This window comes from Kaistella soli, assembly GCF_019038595.1.
GTDB lineage: Bacteria > Bacteroidota > Bacteroidia > Flavobacteriales > Weeksellaceae > Kaistella > Kaistella soli.
Window position 1 is genome coordinate 419,368 of sequence record NZ_JAHOPF010000001.1, and the last position, 22,285, is coordinate 441,652.

A 22,285-nucleotide genomic window follows, 5' to 3' on the forward strand; every position below is an offset into this window, starting at 1 on the left:
TCTTTTATTTTTCTTAAATTTGCAAAATTAATTTTTTTAAAAAATCATCCATGATTACAAGCGATATATTGATAATAGGAGCAGGACCAACAGGGCTTTTCGCTGTTTTTGAAGCAGGTTTGCTGAAGCTGAAATGTCATTTAATTGATGCACTTCCACAACCGGGAGGCCAGTTAACCGAATTATATCCTAAAAAACCTATTTTCGATATTCCTGGGTTTCCTTCGATTAATGCAGGGGAACTGGTGGATAATTTAATGGAGCAGATAAAACAGTTCCAGCCGGGATTTACACTGGGTGAAACTGCGCAGACTTTAACCAAACTTGAAGACGGCACTTTTGAAGTTATTACCAATAAAGGTACGGTTCATCATGCAAAAGCGGTGGCAATTGCAGGAGGTTTGGGAACTTTCGAACCCAGAAAACCCACTATAGAAAACATCGCCGATTATGAAGAAAAAGGTGTTGAATATTTTATCAAAGAACCGGAACATTTCCGCAATAAGAAAGTGGTGATTGCAGGTGGAGGAGATTCTGCTTTGGACTGGAGTATTTTCCTTTCCAACATCGCCAGTGAAGTCACTTTGATTCACCGTAGAAACGAATTTCGTGGAGCGCTGGATTCTGTTGAAAAAGTTCAGGCGTTAAAAGATCAGGGAAAACTTCATCTCATTACTCCTGCCGAAGTTATCGGAATTAAAGGAGAAGGCAAAGTTTCGGCAATCACTATAGAAAAGGACGGAGAAATTTCAGATCTTGAAACCGATTACTTTATTCCTCTTTTCGGATTAACTCCGAAATTGGGAGATCTTGGCAACTGGGGTCTGAATATCGAAAAAAATGCAATTGTTGTAAATAATGCTTTGGATTATCAAACCAATATTCCTGGAGTTTATGCGATTGGAGATATCAATACTTATCCGGGTAAACTTAAGCTGATTTTGTGTGGTTTTCACGAAGCGACGCTGATGTGCCAGAGTGTATACAACATGCTGAATCCGGGCAAAAAGTTTGTCCTGAAATATACTACGGTAAGTGGAGTGGACGGTTTCGACGGAAGCCGCAAAGAAGCAGAAAAAGCTGTTGTAAAGAAAATCGATTAAGAAATACTGATTATGCAGGACATTAATTTAAAAATAACCGACCGGAACGGCGATACTCATGAAGTAGTGGCTCCTACAGATATGTCGATGAATTTAATGGAAGTCATCCGCTCCTATGAGTTGGCAGATGACGGAACCATCGGTGTGTGCGGCGGAATGGCAATGTGCGCTTCGTGTCAGGTTTATGTAGTGGATGGCGCAGAAAAACTGGTCCCAATGGGCGATGAGGAAGATGCAATGCTTTCTGAGGCGTTTTATGTACAGGATAATTCCCGCTTAGGATGTCAGATTCATATCACTGAAGAAATAGACGGTTTAGAGGTTGCTATTGCACCATATCCATAATAATTCTTAAAAGCAGAAATAAAAAAAATCTCGAAAATTATTTCGGGATTTTTTCTTTTTAATCAGGGTTTTATGCCAATTCCATTTTAGGATTTGCTCCATATCTGTTGTTGCCTGGAGTTCCTTCAGTTGCGTGCAGAATAATCAGCCACACAGCGCCAATAAACGGAATTAAGCATAAAAGCAGCCACCATCCGCTCTTGTCTTGGTCATGAAGTCTTCTTACACTCACTGCTAATCCCGGAATAAATACAGCTAAAACATACACCAGGTAAATGAAGCCGTACGGAATTGCGGGAGCGAAAGTCATATTGAGCATATTGTCTAAGACTGCTGCACATGCTGCAAAAATTAAATTGAAAAGAACATACATCCAATATTCTGTTCTTCTAGATCTTCCACTGAAATCAAAATACTGATTCAATACTTTTAAATACCATTTCATAGTTTATTGTTTTTAAATTTTGTTAAATATAGTTAATTTAATAAACATTAAGCTAAAATTGTATGTAATTATTCAATTCAATTATATTTTGTAAGCTTTAAACAGTCTAATGATCAATATTGAAGTTGAGTATCATTAAACTTTCAGCTTTCCCCGAAATCCGCGCGCAGCATAATAAGAATCTGCTCCGTTGTGGTAAATAAATACCGTTCCGTAACGGAAATCGCCAAAAATTGCTCCACCGAGTTTTCTGATGTTTTCAGGAGTCTGCAGCCAGCTGGAAGTTTTCGTATCGAAATCCCCAAGGTTTTGCAGGTAACGGTAATCCTCTTCTGTCAGGAGCTCGACTCCAATTGAGGACGCTGCATCCAGCGCGTTATTTTTAGGTTTGTTCTCCTTTCTCTTGTCGAGTGCAGCTTTGTCGTAACAAAAACTCCTTCGTTCCTTTGGGCTTTCGTTTGAACAGTCGAAAAAAAGATATTCACCGGAATCTCTGTCAAAACCTACCACATCAGGTTCGCCGCCGGTTTTCTCCATTTTAATGAGGATTTCAAGTTTTTGTGGATTGGCTTCAAGTTTTTGCTGAATTTCAGTCCATTTTAAATTTTTATGGCGATGAGTGTGTTTTTGAAAGCGGTTTTCCAGAATAGAAAGCATTTCAGCAGGAGTGGTAGTTTCGGAAGACATAAGATTAATTTTAAAACCAAAGTTAGGAAATATGAAATTAAAATTTTAGAAATCCACTTTAGGAAAATGTTCTTTTATTAATTCTTTCGTATGTACTTTTAAGTTAAAAAAAAATCCAAAATGCGAAAGCGTTTTGGATTTTCATTTATTATTTTAATTACTTCTTCGGAATCTCTTTTAATATTTCTTTTAAAAATCCCCAGAATTTCTGGGTGGAAGCAATATTGGCTTTTTCTTCGGGTGAATGTGCGCCGCGAATAGTTGGTCCGAAACTCACCATTTCCATTTGAGGATAATTGGCACCGATGATACCGCATTCCAAACCGGCGTGGCATGCCACTACATGAGGTTTGGAACCGAAATCTTTTTCGTAGATTTTTTCCATCAGTTTTACGATTTCCGAACCTGGTTTCGGTTTCCAGCCCGGATAGGATCCGCTGAATTCCACTTTCATTCCGGCAAGTTCGAAGACCGATTTTAGTTGTTCAGCCACCGCGTATTTCGTAGATTCTACTGAAGAACGGGACAGATTTAATATTTTTAATTGCCCTTCTTTCAGTTCTACACGTGCCACGTTGTTGGAAGATTCCACCAAATCCGCAACATCGGGACTCATTCTGTAAACACCGTTATGAGCCGATTTTAAGGCTAAAATGATTTTTCTGGAGTCTTCCTCAGAAATGGCCTGGTCTGCACTTGAAAAGTTTTCGATATTAATCTGTAAATCTTTTTCCACGCCAGCAAATTCTTCAAGAATCTCTTTTTTCAGAGAAGTAAGATTATCAATAAATTCTACAGAATTTCTTACCGATACTACTGCGTTTGCTTCTCTTGGGATGGCATTTCTGAGACCGCCTCCGTCAATAGAAATCAGCTGAATATTCTGATCAGAAATTCCGGGATACAAAAGCCTTCCCAGAATTATATTAGAGTTCCCGAATCCTTTATGGATATCCATTCCCGAATGTCCTCCCTGCAAACCTTTTACTTCAATTTTTACGAGTTGGCCTTTGGCTGCCTCCAGATGATAGGTTTGGGTTGTGGTTACATCAATTCCCCCGGCGCAGCCGATATCGATCTCGTCATCTTCTTCAGTATCCAGATTCAGCAGAATCTCTCCGTGCAGCTGTCCGGGTTTCAAACCCATCGCTCCGGTCATTCCGGTTTCTTCATCAATAGTAAAAAGCGCTTCCAAAGCGGGATGCGGAATGTCAGTACTTTCCAGAACCGACATGATTGAAGCAACTCCGATTCCGTTATCGGCGCCCAGAGTGGTTCCTTTGGCTTTCACCCAGTCTCCGTCAACTTCCATCTGTATTCCCTCGTTTTCGAAATCGAAATTGATGTCGTTGTTTTTTTGATGAACCATATCAAGGTGCGACTGCAGGATGATGGATTTTCGGTCTTCCATCCCCGAAGTTGCGGGTTTTTTGATGATCACGTTGCCTACTTCATCCACATTTGTTTCCAAACCGAGGTTTTCGCCAAAATTTTTAATAAATTCAATTACTTTTTCTTCTTTTTTGGAAGGTCTGGGCACAGCGTTAAGCGCTGCGAAATTCTTCCAGATGAGTTGTGGTTCGAGTTGTGTTATTTCCATTTTCATTTATTTAACCCAAATTTACAAATAAAAATACGCCTCCAAAAACTGAAAGCGTATTTTCTGTATTAAATAAGATTAGCGAAGAGTTAACCTCTTGCTCTTTCCAGAAGTACCATCATCAGAAAACTCAGTACAACCAAAGATTCATCTGAATCATCGATGTCGATCAGCCGGTCGAGCTGGAATTTTCTGCCGAAGAGCGACGGCATTTTTTTAAGCCTGAAATATTCTTTTCCCACATTGTCTTTTACGGTGTAGGAAGGATTTAGAAAGTATCCGGTAAACATCCCAACGACAGGAATTTCACCTACTAATCCGTCAAGAATTTTCGTCCATGCATTGTCTTCATTAATTTGATATTTAACCTGGTCATTCTGATCTACAATATCGTATTGTGATTTCCATATAGACCGCATTCCTCGTCTGGCAAGCCGTCCGAAGTTTTTTCCGCTTTCCAGATCAGTCATGGAATAAGAGGCATTAAAATCAATCCATTGGTTAGCCTGAATTCTGAAAAGTTCTTTCGACCGCGATTCGTCATTAAAAACAATAACGTCTTCTTTCAGTTTAAACATTTTCTGGCGCACGTAAGCAACATAATTTCCGTTCCTGTCCGTAATGTTGAAATCGCTGGAGAGGGTTGTAATTTTGAATGTAAAATCGAGGGGATAATTTAAGTTTTGAAGAACCATAAAAGCTATTTTTTCCAAAGATAATAAAAGGGCTGAAACTTGCATCTTGGCGGATTAAATTTTATTTTTGTGAAATGGATTATCCGAGTAAAGTATTGGCAAAAGCAGTGGAAGAAATATCTGGGCTACCCGGTATTGGAAAAAAGTCAGCTTTAAGATTGGCTTTGCACCTTCTGAAACAGCCGGAAAGTCAGGCAATCGCCTTGGGAGATTCTTTAAAAAAACTCGTTACCGAAATTAAATACTGTAAGGACTGTCATAATTTTTCAGACTCGGAGATTTGTGAAATCTGTATCAATCCCAAAAGAAACGGAGAAATTCTCTGTATTGTAGAGGATGTCCGTGATGTGATGGCTATTGAAAATACAGGAAAGTTCCGCGGGAAATATCTGGTTTTGGGAGGCAAAATTTCTCCTATGGAAGGAATCGGGCCCAATCAGCTTCATATTTCTTCGATTGAGAGAAAGCTGGAAAACGGCGAGGTAAAGGAACTGATATTCGCTTTAAGTGCTACAATGGAAGGCGATACCACGGCTTATTACATTTATAAAAAATTCAAAAATTTCAACGTGAGTTTTTCTACCATCGCCAGAGGTATTTCAGTGGGTGATGAGCTGGAATATGCGGATGAAATTTCGTTGGGCCGGTCAATTCAAAACAGGCTGCCTTACAACGAAAAGGATTAAAATTTAATTGAAATTCCCTATTTTAGCTTTTTATAAATTGTTTTAATAAAAATTTAAAAAGTTTTCAACCGTGATTTCTGTAATTATTCCTGTTTTTAATGCTGAAAAAAGCATAGAAAAATCTTTGGATTCCATTAAGAACCAAACCTGGAAAGGGGATTTTGAAATCATCGCGGTGAATGACGGTTCTACAGACCGAAGCGGAGAAATCATAGAGAATTATAAGCAAAAAAATCCTGAAATGAATATCAGGATCATTCATCAGCAGAATGGCGGCGTTTCCAGAGCGAGAAATGCAGCGCTCAAACTGGCTCAAGGTGAATATATTGCGTTGTTGGATTCCGATGATGAGTGGCTGACGGAAAAGACGGAAAAACAAATGAAATATCTCACCGATCCTCAACTGAATATTGATTTTATCACTACACTTTGGAATGATGAAAAAGTATTGTTTCCTTACCGCGTAGATCCGAAACAGCTGGTGAAAATTACGCTGAAAAAACTTTTGATTAAAATTACCGGACAAACTTCAACGGCACTTTTTAAAAGGAAAATTTTAGAAAATACAGGCTATTTTGATGAAAACCAGCGGTATTCGGAAGACGCTAACTACTGGATGAGAGTCTCTGCAAATAACCAAATGTATCTTTTACCGGAAAAACTGGTGATCGCTGGCGCAGGAAAAAGATCTTTCGGAGCATCAGGACTTTCTGCCAATTTAGCTGAAATGGAAAAAGGCATTCAGAAAAATATTAAAGAAATGCGTCAAACTAAAAGAATTAATATTGCAGAATATATTTTATATTTTGTATTTTCAAAGTTGAAATATATGATGAGACCTTTACGAGCAAAAATATGATGGATAAATTATTTTGGGGATTACGGGCGCTGTGTTATTCGCCGTTTTTTGGGAAATTTGGGTTGCCTTCCTATTTGGGCAAACCGGTATTCCTTAAAGGTATCCGCAACGTATTTATCGGAAAAAAAGTAAGGATTTTCCCTCATCTGCGAATGGAAACTCACAATGGGGGAACAATACACATCCAAGATGATGTCGTGATTTCGCAAAATGTTCATATTACTTCGGCCGGAAACCTACAGATTGGTAAAAGTTCGCTTATTCTGGCGAATGTTTTTATCACTAATATTGATCACGATTATACAGCGATCGGCCAACATGTGGTGAAGCAGAAGATAGCGGTGAAAGAAACTCATATTGGCGAAAACTGCTTTATTGGAATGGGAGCAGCTATTATGGCGGGAACCGTCTTGGGAAAACAGTGTGTGGTAGGTGCAAATTCAGTAGTAAGAGGAACTTTTCCCGACTATTCTGTTATTGCAGGAGCACCGGCGAAAATTGTAAAAAAGTATAATCAGGAAACCCAGATTTGGGAAAAAACAATTGGGTAAATTGAAAAACATATTAATTACCGGAGGTGCCGGATTCATCGGAAGCAATCTGGCTTTAAAGCTGAAAAATCTTGGTTATTCGGTGACGGTTCTGGATAATCTGTCCAGTCAGATTCATGGGGAAAATCCTGAAAAGGATTCACCTTTGTTTCAAAGTATTTCGGGGAAAATTAATTTTATTAAAGGCGACATTACCAACAGGAAAGATGTTGAAAATGCCATTGAAAATCAGGATGCAATCATCCATTTGGCCGCGGAAACCGGAACCGGCCAGTCCATGTATCAGATCGATAAATACAGCCGCGTAAATGTTTTAGGAACTGCCTTGATCCTTGATGTCCTGGTCAATAACAGGAACTCAGTAAAAAAGTTTGTTCTCGCATCTTCCAGAGCGGTTTACGGAGAAGGAAAATACCGGAATTCAAAGTCGGAAAATGTTTATCCTGAGCATAGAAACACCGATCTTATGCAATGTGGGATTTTTGAAATGACGGATGAAAACGGGGAAATTCTTCAGCCCCAGCCAACCGATGAAAACTCAAAACTTCACCCTAGCTCTTTTTACGGCATCACCAAACTTCAACAGGAACAGATGGTGGAAATGGTCTGTCGGTCTGTAGATATCGATTTTGTGATCCTGCGTTATCAAAATGTTTTTGGAGTGGGGCAGTCGCTGCTGAATCCTTACACGGGAATTTTATCAATCTTTTCCACACAGATTTTAAGCGGAAAAAGCATTAATGTTTTTGAAGACGGTTTGCCGACGCGGGATTTCATCAACATTGACGACACCGTAGAAGCAACCAGAAGAAGCCTGGAAATGGAAACTGCCAATAATCAAATCATCAATGTCGGAACCGGAATTGCAACTCCCGTGCTTACTGTTGCGAAAATGTTGGTTGAAAAATATGGGAAGGAAACTGAGGTGAATATTTCGGGAGACTTCAGAATCGGAGATATCCGCCATAATTTTGCAGACTTTTCCAGGCTGAAGAGTCTCTTAAATTTTGAGCCAAAAGTTACTTTTGATCAGGGAATAAACGGTTTTGCTGATTGGGTTTTACAGCAGCCTGTCCACGAAAATAATTTCAGCCGTTCCCTTGAAGAAATGAAGGAAAAAGGCTTCTTGAAATCATGAACCTCAAACAAAAGAAAATACTGTTCTTATCTGCCAGTTTTTTCGGCTACGAAAAAGCCATTATGAAAAGATTGCGCGAACTCGGCGCCGAAGTTGACTTCTTCAACGAGAGACCTTCAGATTCTCTTTTGTCAAAAGGTATTATCAGAGTGAAAAGCGCATTGTATCAAAAAAAGATTAACCGCTATTACCATAAAATTCTGAAACTTACGGAAGGTAAAAATTACGATTATTTTCTTTTGATTAAAGGCGAAACCGTTCCATGCTTTTTTTTGGAAAAGTTTAAGGACAGAAATCCGTCAGCAATTAAGATTTTCTATTCTTATGATGCTGCTACGGAATATCCAAAATTCTTAAAATTGTACCCGTATTTTGACAGGAATTTCACTTTTGAACCTGCGGATGCAAAAAAATATCAGCTGCATTTCCGCCCGCTGTTTTTTTTGAATGAATATTTGGTTTCTGAAGGTAAGGACCAGCCAAAAAATGATATCGCTTTCATAGGAAGTGCCCATACCGACCGTTATCTGATAGGAGAAAAAGTTCGCGAATTCTGTGATAAACTGAATTTGAAACCGTTTTTTTACTATTATGCTCCGGGGAAAACTGCGTTTGTTCTCAAGAAAATTTTCGATAAGAATTTGAAGCAGTTTGATATGAAAAAACTGAGCTTTAAAAAGCTGAAACATTCAGAGATCGCTGAGATTTATAAAGATTCGTTTTCAGTTATGGATATTAATAAACCTTTCCAAAAGGGCTTAACGATGCGGACATTTGAAGCGTTAGCGTCGGGTAAGAAATTGTTGACGACCAATTCAGATATAAAGTATTATCCTTTTTACGAGCCTGAAAACATTCATATTCTTGACAGAAATCAGTTGAGTCTTGAAGCCGGTTTTTTCAATACTGAATTTAAAAGAATAGATGCCGATGTGTTAGATAAAATGTCTCTCGACAGCTGGCTGCACTGTCTGTTTTTTGAAAGTCAGGATGAGTATTGGGGAATTAATAATCTAAAATTTAATTAATTTTTCTGAAAAATTTTTACATACAAAAACGGCCTGGAAATTTTCCAGGCCGTTTTGTATAATGTTTATTTGATTCTTAGTTTCCTGCCGGAGTCGGAGTTTGTACCGGTGCGGTAGTATTGTTTGTACCAGGAGCAGTTTGCGGCGCTGGAGCTTCTGTTCTCACAGGAGCCTGTTTCATTTGTGCGCTCGGTTTTCCTGTTAAAATAACACTCAATAAAATTAAGAACACAATTGCACCACCCAGCATCCATGTGGATTTCTCCATAAAATCATTGGTTCTCTGTACTCCGAACTGAGCAGAAGACGTTCCGCCAAAAGTTCCGGATAAACCTCCGCCTTTTGGATTTTGTGCCATAATAATGATAATTAGTAAGATACTGCAAATCATGATCAGAATCATGAATAATGTAAATATTGTGCTCATTCTATTTTAAATATTAAAGAAGTGCAAATATAATTATTATTTTCAAATATAAAAGATAATTTGTAGTCTTATATCAGTTTAATTTGGAACGGTTTTGGATATTCTGCACCGGGCAAATCAGCAGCAAAACTTTGGGAGGATTAATTAACTATTTACATCATACTAAGTTGCTTAACAGGTTCCGCATATTTTTTTTAAATTCGCACCAATGAAAAATTTTCTCCTTAACAATGTGAGTTTAGACTCTTTAACTACTCTTTTCAGTCAAGCTCCGGTTGCTTTAGCCTTGTTAATGGGAGAGGCGCAGGTTGTAGAAATTGCCAACCAACAAATCCTCGACTTATGGGGTAAGGACGAAAAGGTGATCGGTTTGCCTCTGTTAGAGGCTTTGCCGGAAATAAAAGACCAGGAATTCCCGAATATTCTGAAGGGAGTTTATAATACCGGAATTACATATAAAGGAAACAGCGTGCGCGCGATGATCGAAAAGAGTGGTGTTCTGAGCGAATGCTATTTTGATTTTGTTTATGCGCCGATTTTCAATAACGGTATCATCACGGGAGTCAGCGTAGTGGCAACTGAGGTTACTGAAAAAGTACTTTCGGAACAGAAGCTGCGGGAAAGCGAAATCCGTTTCAAAGAACTGATGGAGATTTCCGATTATTCTACAGGAATCTATACAGGTGAAGACCTTATTATCGATTTTGCGAATGATCAGATGATCAGGACCTGGGGAAAAGATAAGTCGGTAATCGGTAAAAAGCTGGAGGATGCTCTTCCAGAATTGCAGGGACAGCCGTTTATAAAAATCTTAAAGGACATTTTTAAAACAGGTATTCCCTATATCGCGAAGGAAGACAAGGTAGATCTTGTTGTTGATGGGATTTTGCAAAGCTACTATTACAATTTTTCTTACAAACCGCTTCACGATGATCAGGGTGCCGTTTACGCCATTATGAATGTCGCGATGGATGTTACTGAATTGGTAAATGCCCGTAAAAAAGCACAGTCCAACGAATACGAATACCGAACATTGGCAGAAGCAATGCCTCAAATGGTTTGGACTGCCGACGCTTCCGGGAAAATCGATTTCTGCAATAAAAATATGATGGAACTTCTGGACTGTAAGGAGGACGAAATTAAAAATGTTGATTTCACCAGATTAATACATCCTGAAGATCTTATCAGTCTTAAAGCCACTTGGGAAATCGCAGCCAGCAATAAAAGCAATTTCGAACTGGAGTATCGCATGTTAGATATGCAAACGGGCGGATATATCTGGTTCTTAAGCCGCGCCACTCCGGTGGTAGAAAACGGCGAAATCGTAAAGTGGATCGGAACCAGCACGAATATCAATGAATTTAAAAATTTAGTTACCCAAAAAGACACTTTTTTAGGAATTGCCAGTCATGAACTGAAAACACCTTTAACGTCGCTAAAACTTTATGCACAGGTTCTTGAAAGAATGCTAAGAAAGACGGGTGATGAAAAGAATGCTGAATTTGCCAAAAAGATGGATATGCAGGTGATAAAACTCACTTCTTTAATCGGTGATTTGCTGGATGTGACCAAGATCAATTCGGGGAAAATACATCTTAATCAGAGCAATTTTGATTTTGAAAAACTCGTGAAAGAAACAGTGGAAGAGTTGCAGATGTCAACTTTGCATAAAATTGAGCTCTCTACAGAGAATGTAGGTATGGTTTTTGCAGATCAAGAACGTATAAGTCAGGTTATCACCAACTTAATCTCCAATGCTATTAAATATTCTCCTGAGGCGGAGAAAGTGATGGTGGAGATCAAAAATGAAGGAAACTCAGTGAATTTTATGGTGAAGGATTTTGGAATCGGGATGCCTGAAGATAAAAAAGACAGAGTTTTCGAACAGTATTACCGCGTAAGTGGTGATGAACAAAGTACTTTTCCAGGGTTGGGTTTAGGTTTGTATATCGCATCTCAAATTGTTGAGCGATCAGAAGGGAAAATATGGGTTAACAGTATTTTAGGAAAAGGTTCCACATTCTGTTTCTCACTTCCAAAAGTACAAAGTTAAAAAAGCAAAAAGATGAATTCAAAAAAAATAGTAATTGTTGACGATGATGTTTCGATTCTGGATTCGTTAGGTATCATGCTCGATTTCGAGGGCTTTGAAGTAAATGCTTTCGAACGCGGGTCAGAGATTTTCACCTACGTCGAATCCGTTTCAAAACCCGATATCATTCTTTTAGATATGTGGCTTTCCGGTGAAGACGGACGCGATATATGTAAAAGACTGAAGGAAAATGAAATCACCAAAAACATTCCGGTGGTGATGATGTCCGCAAGCCGTGGCTTGGAACATACGGCGATACAGTCGGGAGCCAATGCGTTTATTGCAAAACCTTTCGAAATTGATGAAGTGGTGGATAAGCTCAATCAGCTTACTGCTTAATAATCATCCTAAAAGTAAAAGAAGACAAACCGAAAAGTTTGTCTTCTTCTTTTATATATGTTGGTTAAAAATTTAAACCCGTACCACGTCAAAGCTGAAAGAACTTGAAAAATTCATCTGAAAGTTTGAATTAAGTCTGTATTTTAATTTCTTTGAAATCTCATTAAGAAGATTGAAATAATCAGTCTTATCAGAATCATCAGTCAATAAATTCTGGTTGTTGATTTTTATTCCGCTGTCATCAAAACGGATAAATTCCAATCCATAATGCGAATGAAGTTTTTCTAAAAATTTAAGGTCTTCTAAGGAAAGTATATTTTCTGACATGGCGTATGTTTTTCAATTATGTTAAAAGATTTGCAATAATTGTGCCCTTATAATTTCAAAAAATCACAATCTTCACTTTTTTTAACAAAATTTAATCTGTTCCAAATAAAAACGGCAGCGAAAGCTGCCGTTTTTATTTATTTAATCAATGGATTATTTAAAATCTGAATCTTTCGCCTGATTAACCTGGTAAGATTTCACAGTGAAGTCAACGGGCATACCGCCCATGTTCTGCGAAATTTTATAAGGAAGCTTCACTCCGGAAACGTCTTTATAATCACCAAAAGTGGTAGGTACAGCCATTTCTCCCTGAGGACCTTTCTGCATTTTGGTTTCACCAAGTTTCAAACCTGTCTTTACGCTGTAGTAATAAGTATTTTTACCACCTTTCACGACATAAGCATCTTCATTTCCGAATTTTTCAATTCCCGATAATTTGTGATCTGCTGATGTGGAGAAATTAAGTTCCGGGAAAAGTTCAGGAGAAGCAGTCAGTTCTTTTTTTGCATCTTCAGGAAGTGGATTTTTTTGTCCCTGAGCTTCCATAAAACCTTTCTTACCGTCGAAAACGATCTTCTGCAAAGTGTTGCCCATCATCTTCATTTCCATTTTCATTTTGCTTCCGCGGGCCTGCACCATATTCATGTCCAGATCCATACCCTGAACTTTTGCAGAAGCGTCTGTAGTAATGGTATTTACTTTCTGTACTGCAGGCAGACCTCCGATAGCAGTGATGTATTTATCAACAACCGAAGAAAGCGTTACATTAGCATCCATTTTCTGGCTGGAAGGTTTTGCAGCAGGATTTGCTTCCTTGTCATAATATGTTACTGGGTAACCAAGTTTTTCCAGACTGTCGGAAATATCAGAGCCTTTTCCTGCAACAAAAATACGGCTTTGGTTAGGCAGTATCGTAGATTTTACTGCAGCGGAAACATCAGCTGAAGTTACTTTGTCAATAGATTTCAGATAATTTGCATAGAAATCTGCCGGTAAACTCTGTACTTTTTCATTTAAAGCAAAGCGGGCAATTGTTTCAGGTCTTTCTAAAGAACGGATGAAATCTCCTTTGAGTTTCGCTTTTGCATTCGCAAGTTCTTCAGGTTTTACGGTAGAAATTCCTTTAAGCTCATTCATGAATTCAACGACAGCCTTATCCGTCACTTCGTTTCTTACGCTTGCATTTGCAGAAAAGCTGGGTGAATATTTACTCGCAGTCATTGAAGAATAAGCTCCGTAAGTAAATCCGTTCTTTTCACGAAGGTTCATAAAAAGTCTCGCTTCACCGCCGCCGCCTAAAATGTAGTTGGCAATCATGGAAGGGAAATACTGAGGATCGTTCATCTTCAGATTGGTAATATTTCCTACAGAAACTACTGACTGTACTGCCGTAGGAACGTCTACTACATTGATCTCGGTTTTTGCAAGATTTGATGCCGGTTCCAAAGGAGCGAATTTAGTATTGGATTTTTTCCAGCCGGAAAACGCTTTTTCGATCAGTTTTTTAGTTTCATTAAATTTTACATCTCCAACTACCACTAAATAAGCGTGATCCGGTGCGTAATATTTGTTGTAGATATTCTGAACATCAGCCAGCTGAATGCCAGCGATAGTTGCTTCCGTTTCAAACTCACCTCTGGAGGTATTTTTTCCGTAGGTTAGCGCGCTGGAAACACGGTTTGCAATGGAGGTTGCATTTTTTTCGTCGGCTTTCAGGCCTTCAATCATTCTGTCTTTTGAATTCTGAACCTCGGTAGCTGAAAATTTAGGATTCACGATGGCATCAGCCATTAAACCCAAAACCTGAGGGAAATATTTGGACAGCGTGTTGGCATTTGCGCCGGATGAGGAAAAGTTCAGGTTTGCGCCCAGGAAATCAATTTTTTTGTTGAACTGTTCCTTGCTCAATGTAGTGGTTCCGTTCCCAAGCTGATCGGCCATAATCTCGCTCACTCCAACAATTTTTCCTTCGTAGTAAGGCGGTCTGTCCATGGAAAGGCTCATGTTGACTCTTGGCAGTTTGTTGTTTTCCACAACCATCACAGTAAGTCCGTTTTTCAGTGTGAAAGTTTTGGGTTTTGCAATGTTGATGGTAGGAGTAGGGCCGGGTTTCGGCATTTCGTCCTTATTTATCTGTTGTGCAGATAGCATTCCCGAAAGTAAAAATGCAGCCGCGATATATTTAAAGTTGTATTTCATGGATTTATTTTTTTTCAGGTAAATAATTAATAACAATTCTTTGGTTAGGATTCAAGTACTTTTTTGCAGCATTCATAATATCCTGTCGGGAAACACTTCGGTAAATGTCGATTTCCTTATTGATAAGATTGGTGTCGCCCATCAGCACATGATTGGTAGCCAAAGAACCTGCGATTCCCTGAATAGAGGAGTTTGAGTTTACAAACTGGTTTTCGTACTGGTTCTGAAGTTTCTGATAGTCTTCTTCTGAGATCAATGTGGTCTGCAGTTTTTTAATTTCCGCATCAATATCAGTTTGAAGCGTGTTTTTTGTAGTTGCGCCCATAGGAATAGCAAAAAAAGCAAAAATTCCAGCATCTTCAAGTCCCTGATTAAATGCCTGAACCTGAAGTGCTTTTTTATCTTCATCCACTAATTTTTTGTATAGTACTGAAGATTTTCCGCTGCTCAGATATGAAGAAAGCATATCGAGGATGTACGCATCTTTTTCTCTGTTGGCAGGTGTTCTGTAAGCAAAAACGTAGGCCGGAAGCTGAATATTTTTATCAGTTACTGTCACCTCTTTTTCTTTGGTGATAGGTTCGTCTTTCGGGAAATTTTTCGGAGTAACGCTTCCTTTCGGGATATCGCCGTAATATTCAAGAATCCATTTTTTGGTCTGTTCAGGTTTAATGTCTCCTGCAACTACCAAAGTAGCGTTGTTCGGAACATAGAATTTTTTATAAAAATCCTGAAACTCCGAAAGTTTTGCAGCATTAAGGTCTTCCATAGATCCGATTGTTGACCAATGGTAAGGATGATTCGTGAAAAGATTGTTCTGCACTGCAGTAAAGAGGTTTCCATAAGGCTGGTTATCCATTCTTAAACGCTTTTCTTCTTTTACCACTTCTCTTTGCGTATCTACCCCAATCTGATTGATGGTGCCGCTTTTCATCCTTTCGCTTTCCATCCATAAACCAAGCTGTTCGTTATTGGAAGGGAAAGTTTCGTAATAATAGGTTCTGTCGTTGGTGGTGTTGGCATTATTGGTGCCTCCGTTTGAAGAAACAATTTTAAACCAGTCGCCTCTTTTGATATTTTTGGTCCCTTCGAAAAGCAAATGTTCGAAGAAGTGAGCAAAACCGGTTCTTCCTACCAGTTCGTCTTTTGCCCCTACATGATACATCACGCCTGTAGTAACTACCGGAGCAGTATTGTCCTGATGAAGAATCACATGCAACCCGTTCGGAAGGTCATATTCTTCAAATTTAATTTGCTGTGCGGTGGTACCCATTGCCAGGAACGCAACTGCTACAGCAGAAAGAAGTTTTCTTTTCATATTTAATTCAATTTATTTATTGGTCTTAAAATTACTTTAAATGTTACATATTTAAATTTTTCAGAAATAAAATTTTCCTATTATAAAAGGGGAATTATTAAGCCTTCGATGGTATTGAAAACTTGTCCGGGAGCGGCGTGATTTTATTAATTTGAATGTTTGCCCGTTTCTTAATTATATTATCGTATCTTTGCAGTATAATTTATAAGAGGCAACTGCCTGCTTTCTCTATTACATTTTAGAATTCTACATTTTTTCTTATCAGTTTTCGCTATTCCGCAGCTGCTTTTATACTTTATTACCCGATTATTTTTAGGCTTAAAAGGCACAGGGTGATTTGCTTTGCAAAAAATCGGAGGATAATATGAACAGCTTTTAAAAAAGCTCAGAACAGAACAAACTTAAATACGATAATAATATATGGCAGATTCTTTCTCAAAAAAAGAAAATTTCAAGAAAAAATTACAGAAGCAAAAAGAGAAAACTCTTAAGCGTGAAGAGCGCAAAACCAACAACAACAAAGGGAAAGCTTTAGATGAAATGTTCCTTTATGTTGATGCGAACGGGCAGTTAACAGAAACCCGTCCGGAAGATCAAAATCGCGAGGGTGTAGATCTTAATGATATTCAGCTTGGTGCAGCACCAATAGAAGCTGAAGAGACTCTGAAAACAGGGATTATAACCTTCCTGAGTGATAAAGGTTACGGATTTATTGCAGAAAACGGTACGCAGGAAAATGTTTTCTTCCACGAGAACAACTGTGCACACGCAGTAAAAAAAGGCAATAAAGTTTCTTTCGAAAAGGAAAGATCACCAAAAGGTTTTTCAGCTGTTAACATACAGCTTGTCAAATAAATAATACAAAACATAATTAACAACAATACAATGCAAGAAGGCACCGTAAAATTTTTCAATGAAACCAAAGGTTTCGGATTTATTACTCCGTCTAACGGAGGAGAAGACATCTTTGTTCACACATCAGGTCTTAAATCACAAGTTCGTGAAAACGATAAAGTGGTTTACGAAGTAGAACAAGGTAAAAAAGGATTAAACGCAGTAAATGTAAAATTAGCATAAGCTAACCTTATATATCACTACATAATGAGGCTCCTGTTTGGAGCTTCATTTTTTTTTTAACCGTTTTTTTAAGACCTTCCAAATGCCTTGTTACTTTGAGGTCCGTATATATTTCACTAAATTTGTTCCCCTAAAATTTTTGTTCCAATGGATTACTTGAAAGGATTAAATGAAGCACAGTATGAAGCCGTTACCACGCTGGAAGGACCTTTGATGGTTCTCGCAGGCGCTGGTTCCGGTAAAACACGGGTGCTTACTATGCGTATTGCGCATTTAATAACCAATCTGGTGGATCCTTTCAATATTCTGGCGCTTACGTTTACCAACAAAGCCGCCAAGGAAATGAAAGAACGTATCGCAAAAGTCGTTGGACAAAGTGAAGCAAGATCGCTCTGGATGGGAACCTTTCACTCGGTTTTTGCCAGGATTCTTAGAAGTGAAGCTCATCTTCTCGGTTTTCCTTCAAATTTTACCATCTACGATTCTCAGGATTCTTTGAACGTGATCCGGAAAGTATTGAAGGAGCTTAAAATCGATGCGGATTTATACAAACCGAAAAAAGTTCAGGCGAGAATTTCAAATTACAAAAACAATCTCATCACTGTAAAAGCATATTTCGGAAATCCCGAACTCATCGAAAATGATGAACGTGCCAATATGAAACATATGGGACTGATCTATCAGAAGTATGTTGAAGCCTGTTTCCGGAACGGCGCGATGGATTTTGATGATCTGCTTTTAAGAACCAACGAACTGCTGACGAGATTTCCGGAAGTTCTAGCAAAATATCAGGACAGATTCCGGTATATTTTGGTGGATGAGTATCAGGATACCAACCATTCACAGTATTTAATTGTAAAAGCTCTGGCTTCAAAATTCGAAAATATCTGTGTGGTAGGAGACGACGCACAGTCCATTTACTCTTTCCGAGGTGCGAATATTTACAATATTTTGAATTTTAAAAAAGACTATCCTGATGCGGTGACGGTTTCTTTGGAGCAGAATTACCGTTCAACGCAAAATATCGTAAATGCTGCAAATGTTGTTATTTCTAAAAATGTTCAGCAGTTCAAAAAAAATGTTTTCAGTGAAAATGAAGAAGGTGAAAAAATTAAGGTTTACCGCTCTCTCTCTGATGCTGACGAAGCGAGTTTTGTAGCTTCCAATATTTGGGAGAAGCACAATTCTGAACAGCGAAAATTCACAGATTTTGCCATTCTGTACCGAACAAATTCCCAGACGCGTGCTTTTGAAGATGCGCTGAGAAGGAAAAATATTCCTTACAAAGTTTATGGTGGACTTTCGTTTTACCAGAGAAAAGAGGTGAAAGATCTGGTAGCTTATCTGCGTCTTTTGATCAATGAAAATGATAATGAAGCACTTACGAGAATTATAAATTATCCTGCCCGCGGAATTGGTGAAACTACCCAGAATAAACTGATTGTCTTTGCTGACAGTCAAAATGTTTCTGTTTCCACCGTTCTGGATAATTTAGGACTTTATGCTCCGCAGTTAGGTTTGAATAACGGAATTCTGACAAAACTTGCAGATTTCTGGTCGATGATTAAAGCTTTTCAGGTCATGCTGAAAACCGAAAATGCGTACACCGTTGCGATGGAAGTCGCCAAAAGAACAGGTCTCATTAAATTTCTGAAAGACGATCAAACGCCGGAAGGGATTTCCAGAGTTGAAAACGTTCAGGAATTGATGAACTCTATGCAGGGTTTCATTGAAGAACAGCAGCAGATCGAAGACGGCGATCCTTCGCTTCCCAATTTCCTGGAAAATATCGCACTTTCCGCAGATACGCAGACCGATAAAAAAGAAGATGGTGATCAGGTTTCACTGATGACTATTCACCTTTCAAAAGGGTTGGAATTTCCGATCGTACATTTGGTCGGTCTGGAAGAAAATTTATTTCCGAGTTTTATGAGCTCTTCAACCCGTGAAGAACTGGAGGAAGAACGCCGTTTGTTTTATGTAGCATTGACGAGGGCTGAAAAGCAGGCCTATTTTTCCTATGCAGTTTCGAGATTTCAGTGGGGCAAGATTACAGATGCCGAACCTTCGAGGTTTTTGAGCGAAATGGATTCTGAACATATAGAATTTATCAATCCTGCTGTTGAAAGCCGTTTTATCAACCGTTCAGGTCTGAAATCGAGTATTTTTGATGATGAACCCAGCGAACCGAGATTTTTCAAAAAGAAAGAAGAAAAGAAAAGTATCCAAAGAAGCGAACCGTTACCGATTTCTCAGAATTTGAAACCTGTAGCTACCGCAAAAATTACCAATCCGAGCGGAGTTTCCTCGGAAAATATTGAAGTGGGGGATAAGGTGCGTCACGACCGTTTTGGTGTTGGTGAAGTGCTTTTCCTGGATGGCACAGATCCACAGAATATCAAAGCAAAAGTGAAATTCCAGCATGAAGGGGAGAAGAATCTGATTCTGAAGTTTGCGAAACTCACAAAAATTTAAAACAGAAATAAAAAAGAACGCACCTTTTGGAGCGTTCTTTTTTGTAGGTATTTACATGTTTAAATACTCCTAAAAATTGTCGTCAAGCCGCAATGCTCTGTTTTTAGAATTATTATTTACATCATTTCACCAATTCCTCAAAAAGCCTTTCAAAAGTCGTATCCAGATTCTTTGCTTTTCCCGGATGGGGTCTCGAGGTCTGCACGACAGAACTTCTGACCGCCGTGAGCCAGCGGAATCTTTCCGGAATATCAAGAGCGGCAATTTCCCCGCCGGCTTTTTCGCCTTGTGCAACATGTTTGAAATTTTCAAGATTCTTTAAAATGTCTTCAAAATCAAGTTCAGAATGCATCACCGCAAATTTTTGGGGACAAAGATGAAATTCTACCCGGATGTATTTTTCTTTTTTCGAAAACATCACAAGACCGATGTTGAAAAATTCTTCTCTCTCAACCTTGGGAACAAGCCGTATTACTGCGTATTCGTAAATTTTAACCTCTTGCATTTTTCGCTTCATTTACAAAGTTATCTGAATTCTCGAGTCGGGTTTTCAGGAAATTGAAATAGATCTCTTTTATTTCATCAGGAGAATTATCGGTGTCGTTCCACTGAAGCCATTCTGAAGGGATTAATTCAACAATTTCTCTCAGTTTTTCATCATTTAAAACTGTCTTGGCAAAAGCATTTGCTTCATCCAGCATTGTCGCCTGGGAAAGTAAAACATGATCTTTTATATAAGCAAACGGACTCAGTGCATGCTTTTCAAAATTCATCCATGAATGATGAAAATAAAACGAAGCTCCGTTATCAATCACCCAAAGTTCCTTATGCCATAATAACAGGTTGGTGTTCTTAAAAGTACGGTCGATATTGGTAATAAACGCATCAAGCCACACAATTTTGGATGCGAGAAGCGGATCGATTTTCACGGAAGCGTCGTAGGCAATCGCTCCGGAAAGGAAATGCAGGCCTAAGTTTAGACCTTCGGAAAACTTCAGCAGATCCTGAATTTCTTCGTCTCCCTCGGTTCTTCCGAAATCTACATCAAGATTGGCAAAAACAAGCTCAGGAATTTTAAGTCCCAAAATTTCAGTGATTTTTCCGCCCAAAAGTTCGGAAATCAGCATTTTCACACCGTGTCCGCCACCACGGAATTTCAAAACATATTTAAAATCGTCATCTGCCTCGGCAAGCGCAGGAAGCGAACCGCCTTCGCGCAAAGGCAGAATGTAGCGCATCACCGTAACCGTTCGTAAAGATAAATCTTGCGTCATGAAGCAAAAATACGAAAAACACAGAAGCTGAAAGTTGGAGGGCGAAGTTTTTTACTCTTTCCTAAGGAATAATAAATATAAGATCAATCGTTATGATAAGGTTTCCCTTGAAGAATCTGATCTGCACGGTAAATCTGTTCTACAAAAAAGAGGCGGATCATCTGATGTGTAAAAGTCATTTTAGATAATGACATTTTTTCATTGGCGCGCTGATAGATTTCTTCGGAAAAACCATAGGCTCCGCCAATAAAAAACGATACCTTTTTAACGGAAGAATTCATCCAGTGATCGATTTTTGAGGCAAATTCACGGCTGGTGAACTGTTTTCCTTTTTCGTCGAGAAGAACGATGAAGTCTGAGTTTTCGGTTTGGTTGAGAAACAGTTTTCCTTCTTCTTTCTTAAGAAGTTCTGGCGAAAGATTTTTGGCGTTTTTTACGTCCGCGATTTCTGTAATTTCGAAATTCCAGTGTTTTGGAAGCCGGTTCTGGTAATATTTTACGAGATTACTGATTTCTTTATCGTCGGTTTTTCCAATACATACTAAATTAATCCGCATTTCTTATCTTTGTTCTGCAAATATAGATTAATGGGCTTTAAAACTCCTAAATTCATACTCAAAATACATGAATTTCTTGACGATATTCACATTCCGTTTTTAGGGATTTCGCTTTGGAAAATGTTCGAGATTTACGGACAGGGAGTTTTCAAAATGCAGATCGGAAGAAGTGCAGCGAGTATCTCGTGGAGTTTTTTCCTGAGTCTGTTTCCGTTTATTCTGTTTTTACTGTCGCTGCTGCCGTATCTTCCGCATTACGACAAACTTCAGTTCTATATTTTCGAGGTGCTGATGCATAATATTTTCCCGGCTCATATACAGAAAGATGTCAGCGGATATATACAGACCTTTCTTATTCCGAATATGCAGAATATCAGCAACCTCACCATTATTTTTGCAATGATTTTTGCGGTGAACGGAACGCATTCTTTAATCAACGGTTTTAATCTTAATACCAATCTGCAGAGAGGTGCTGTGAAGGAATATTTGGTGGCTTTTGTAATTACCATCGCATTTATCTTTTTAATTATTGCCTCGCTGCTTGGTATTTATTACAGTGAAGTTGTTCTTAAGCTTTTCACACCGGAAATCAATATCTCCTGGCTGGTCGATAATATGTCGAAGATCATCGGTTTTTTTTCTTTTCCGTTTTTCTATTTTATATTGCTCGCGCTTTTTTACTGGGTAGGCTGTCTGAAAATCACCACTTTCAAACAGGCAATCCCGGGCGCTATTTTAACGACTGTACTTTTTATCGTCCTCACTTATATCTTCGCGATTTATGTTAAAGATTTTGCCCGTTACAACGTGCTTTACGGGTCTATCGGGACGATAATTTTAGTGATGGTTTGGGTAAATCTAAATATCATTCTGATTCTTTTGGGGAACGAACTGAATATCGCCATCAAGAAAGTGAGGGTGGAAAAAATGATCGCTGATGAAGTGAAATTAAACGCATTTCATTTCAATGCAGACCTTCTGCCGGAGCTGGAAGATTCGCCCGATACCCACAAGATCAGGATAGAAGAGTAGATGCTGAAAGTTTTTCCGCTTAAATTGCAAT

24 protein-coding genes are annotated in these 22,285 nt (G+C 38.7%); 13 read left to right on the top strand and 11 right to left on the bottom strand.

Going from position 1 to position 22,285, the window contains the following annotated elements:
• Positions 1 to 50: 50 nt before the first annotated feature.
• Entirely contained in the window at positions 51 to 1,103 is a 1,053-nt protein-coding gene (locus KSK37_RS01955) for an NAD(P)/FAD-dependent oxidoreductase (RefSeq protein WP_088358143.1), read from the top strand.
• A gap of 12 nt (positions 1,104 to 1,115) precedes the next feature.
• Positions 1,116 to 1,448 (top strand): 2Fe-2S iron-sulfur cluster-binding protein, encoded by a 333-nt coding sequence (locus KSK37_RS01960; protein ID WP_217199119.1) that lies wholly within the window; start codon positions 1,116 to 1,118, stop codon positions 1,446 to 1,448.
• A gap of 70 nt (positions 1,449 to 1,518) precedes the next feature.
• Here the strand turns inward: KSK37_RS01960 and KSK37_RS01965 are convergent, their stop codons facing one another.
• From KSK37_RS01965 to KSK37_RS01980, 4 genes are all read right to left on the bottom strand, one after another.
• Positions 1,519 to 1,893 (bottom strand): DUF805 domain-containing protein, encoded by a 375-nt coding sequence (locus tag KSK37_RS01965; protein WP_217199121.1) that lies wholly within the window; start codon positions 1,891 to 1,893, stop codon positions 1,519 to 1,521.
• A gap of 135 nt (positions 1,894 to 2,028) precedes the next feature.
• A complete protein-coding gene (locus tag KSK37_RS01970) occupies positions 2,029 to 2,580 on the bottom strand; it encodes a DUF4256 domain-containing protein (protein WP_217199123.1) in 552 nt (183 codons plus the stop codon).
• A gap of 157 nt (positions 2,581 to 2,737) precedes the next feature.
• Entirely contained in the window at positions 2,738 to 4,180 is a 1,443-nt protein-coding gene (locus KSK37_RS01975; protein ID WP_217199125.1) for an aminoacyl-histidine dipeptidase, read from the bottom strand.
• Positions 4,181 to 4,269: 89 nt separating this feature from the next.
• Complete coding sequence (locus KSK37_RS01980; protein WP_088359388.1) at positions 4,270 to 4,875, bottom strand: LURP-one-related family protein; 606 nt, start codon at positions 4,873 to 4,875, stop codon at positions 4,270 to 4,272.
• A gap of 74 nt (positions 4,876 to 4,949) precedes the next feature.
• Here KSK37_RS01980 and recR point away from each other — a divergent pair, with 74 nt between their 5' ends.
• The 5 genes from recR (at position 4,950) to KSK37_RS02005 (ending at position 9,137) form a co-directional block, all read left to right on the top strand.
• Complete coding sequence (gene recR / locus KSK37_RS01985) at positions 4,950 to 5,561, top strand: recombination mediator RecR (RefSeq protein WP_088358140.1); 612 nt, start codon at positions 4,950 to 4,952, stop codon at positions 5,559 to 5,561.
• 70 nt (positions 5,562 to 5,631) lie between these two features.
• Positions 5,632 to 6,420, top strand: a complete 789-nt coding sequence (locus KSK37_RS01990; RefSeq protein ID WP_217199127.1) for a glycosyltransferase family 2 protein — start codon at positions 5,632 to 5,634, stop codon at positions 6,418 to 6,420.
• A complete protein-coding gene (locus KSK37_RS01995) occupies positions 6,417 to 6,971 on the top strand; it encodes an acyltransferase (RefSeq protein ID WP_246566172.1) in 555 nt (184 codons plus the stop codon). Before KSK37_RS01990 ends, KSK37_RS01995 begins: the two co-directional genes overlap by 4 nt.
• A gap of 1 nt (position 6,972) precedes the next feature.
• Positions 6,973 to 8,109, top strand: coding sequence for an NAD-dependent epimerase/dehydratase family protein (locus tag KSK37_RS02000; protein ID WP_217199130.1), 1,137 nt, complete (start codon positions 6,973 to 6,975; stop codon positions 8,107 to 8,109).
• On the top strand, positions 8,106 to 9,137 hold the full coding sequence (locus KSK37_RS02005; RefSeq protein WP_217199131.1) for a WaaS/CpsH family glycosyltransferase: 1,032 nt from the start codon (positions 8,106 to 8,108) through the stop codon (positions 9,135 to 9,137). The genes KSK37_RS02000 and KSK37_RS02005 overlap by 4 nt, the downstream gene beginning before the upstream one ends.
• Before the next feature lie 76 nt (positions 9,138 to 9,213).
• Here KSK37_RS02005 and secG read toward each other — a convergent pair whose 3' ends face one another.
• Positions 9,214 to 9,564: a preprotein translocase subunit SecG gene (gene secG, locus KSK37_RS02010; RefSeq protein WP_217199133.1), complete on the bottom strand. Its 351-nt coding sequence runs from the start codon at positions 9,562 to 9,564 to the stop codon at positions 9,214 to 9,216.
• A gap of 208 nt (positions 9,565 to 9,772) precedes the next feature.
• Between secG and KSK37_RS02015 the strand changes: the two genes are divergently transcribed.
• Together KSK37_RS02015 and KSK37_RS02020 are read left to right on the top strand one after the other, a co-directional pair.
• The gene (locus tag KSK37_RS02015) at positions 9,773 to 11,617 is read left to right on the top strand and encodes a PAS domain-containing sensor histidine kinase (RefSeq protein ID WP_088358135.1); all 1,845 of its coding nucleotides are present in this window, start codon (positions 9,773 to 9,775) and stop codon (positions 11,615 to 11,617) included.
• A 12-nt stretch (positions 11,618 to 11,629) separates the two neighbouring features.
• Positions 11,630 to 11,995 carry a response regulator gene (locus KSK37_RS02020; protein WP_088358134.1) on the top strand — a complete coding sequence of 122 codons (366 nt, stop codon included), beginning with the start codon at positions 11,630 to 11,632 and terminating at the stop codon, positions 11,993 to 11,995.
• Positions 11,996 to 12,067: 72 nt separating this feature from the next.
• Here KSK37_RS02020 and KSK37_RS02025 read toward each other — a convergent pair whose 3' ends face one another.
• The 3 genes from KSK37_RS02025 to KSK37_RS02035 all read right to left on the bottom strand — a co-directional run bounded on the left by KSK37_RS02025 (position 12,068) and on the right by KSK37_RS02035 (position 15,839).
• Entirely contained in the window at positions 12,068 to 12,322 is a 255-nt protein-coding gene (locus KSK37_RS02025) for a hypothetical protein (RefSeq protein ID WP_217199136.1), read from the bottom strand.
• A gap of 153 nt (positions 12,323 to 12,475) precedes the next feature.
• Positions 12,476 to 14,521 (bottom strand): M16 family metallopeptidase, encoded by a 2,046-nt coding sequence (locus KSK37_RS02030; RefSeq protein WP_217199138.1) that lies wholly within the window; start codon positions 14,519 to 14,521, stop codon positions 12,476 to 12,478.
• Positions 14,522 to 14,525: 4 nt separating this feature from the next.
• A complete protein-coding gene (locus KSK37_RS02035) occupies positions 14,526 to 15,839 on the bottom strand; it encodes a M16 family metallopeptidase (protein ID WP_088358132.1) in 1,314 nt (437 codons plus the stop codon).
• A gap of 420 nt (positions 15,840 to 16,259) precedes the next feature.
• Between KSK37_RS02035 and KSK37_RS02040 the strand changes: the two genes are divergently transcribed.
• The 3 genes from KSK37_RS02040 (at position 16,260) to KSK37_RS02050 (ending at position 19,391) form a co-directional block, all read left to right on the top strand.
• Complete coding sequence (locus KSK37_RS02040) at positions 16,260 to 16,694, top strand: cold-shock protein (protein WP_088358131.1); 435 nt, start codon at positions 16,260 to 16,262, stop codon at positions 16,692 to 16,694.
• Positions 16,695 to 16,724: 30 nt separating this feature from the next.
• Entirely contained in the window at positions 16,725 to 16,916 is a 192-nt protein-coding gene (locus KSK37_RS02045; protein ID WP_088358130.1) for a cold-shock protein, read from the top strand.
• Between the two features lie 147 nt (positions 16,917 to 17,063).
• Positions 17,064 to 19,391 (top strand): ATP-dependent helicase, encoded by a 2,328-nt coding sequence (locus KSK37_RS02050; RefSeq protein ID WP_217199140.1) that lies wholly within the window; start codon positions 17,064 to 17,066, stop codon positions 19,389 to 19,391.
• 121 nt (positions 19,392 to 19,512) lie between these two features.
• Here the strand turns inward: KSK37_RS02050 and KSK37_RS02055 are convergent, their stop codons facing one another.
• The 3 genes from KSK37_RS02055 to rlmH all read right to left on the bottom strand — a co-directional run bounded on the left by KSK37_RS02055 (position 19,513) and on the right by rlmH (position 21,222).
• Positions 19,513 to 19,896, bottom strand: a complete 384-nt coding sequence (locus KSK37_RS02055; protein ID WP_217199142.1) for a DUF3037 domain-containing protein — start codon at positions 19,894 to 19,896, stop codon at positions 19,513 to 19,515.
• Positions 19,883 to 20,665, bottom strand: a complete 783-nt coding sequence (locus KSK37_RS02060) for a HipA family kinase (protein ID WP_217199145.1) — start codon at positions 20,663 to 20,665, stop codon at positions 19,883 to 19,885. Before KSK37_RS02060 ends, KSK37_RS02055 begins: the two co-directional genes overlap by 14 nt.
• 83 nt (positions 20,666 to 20,748) lie before the next feature.
• Positions 20,749 to 21,222, bottom strand: a complete 474-nt coding sequence (gene rlmH, locus KSK37_RS02065; RefSeq protein WP_217199147.1) for a 23S rRNA (pseudouridine(1915)-N(3))-methyltransferase RlmH — start codon at positions 21,220 to 21,222, stop codon at positions 20,749 to 20,751.
• Positions 21,223 to 21,252: 30 nt separating this feature from the next.
• On the opposite strand from rlmH, the gene KSK37_RS02070 reads away from it, so the two are divergent.
• The gene (locus KSK37_RS02070) at positions 21,253 to 22,254 is read left to right on the top strand and encodes a YihY/virulence factor BrkB family protein (protein WP_217199149.1); all 1,002 of its coding nucleotides are present in this window, start codon (positions 21,253 to 21,255) and stop codon (positions 22,252 to 22,254) included.
• Positions 22,255 to 22,285 lie beyond the last annotated feature (31 nt).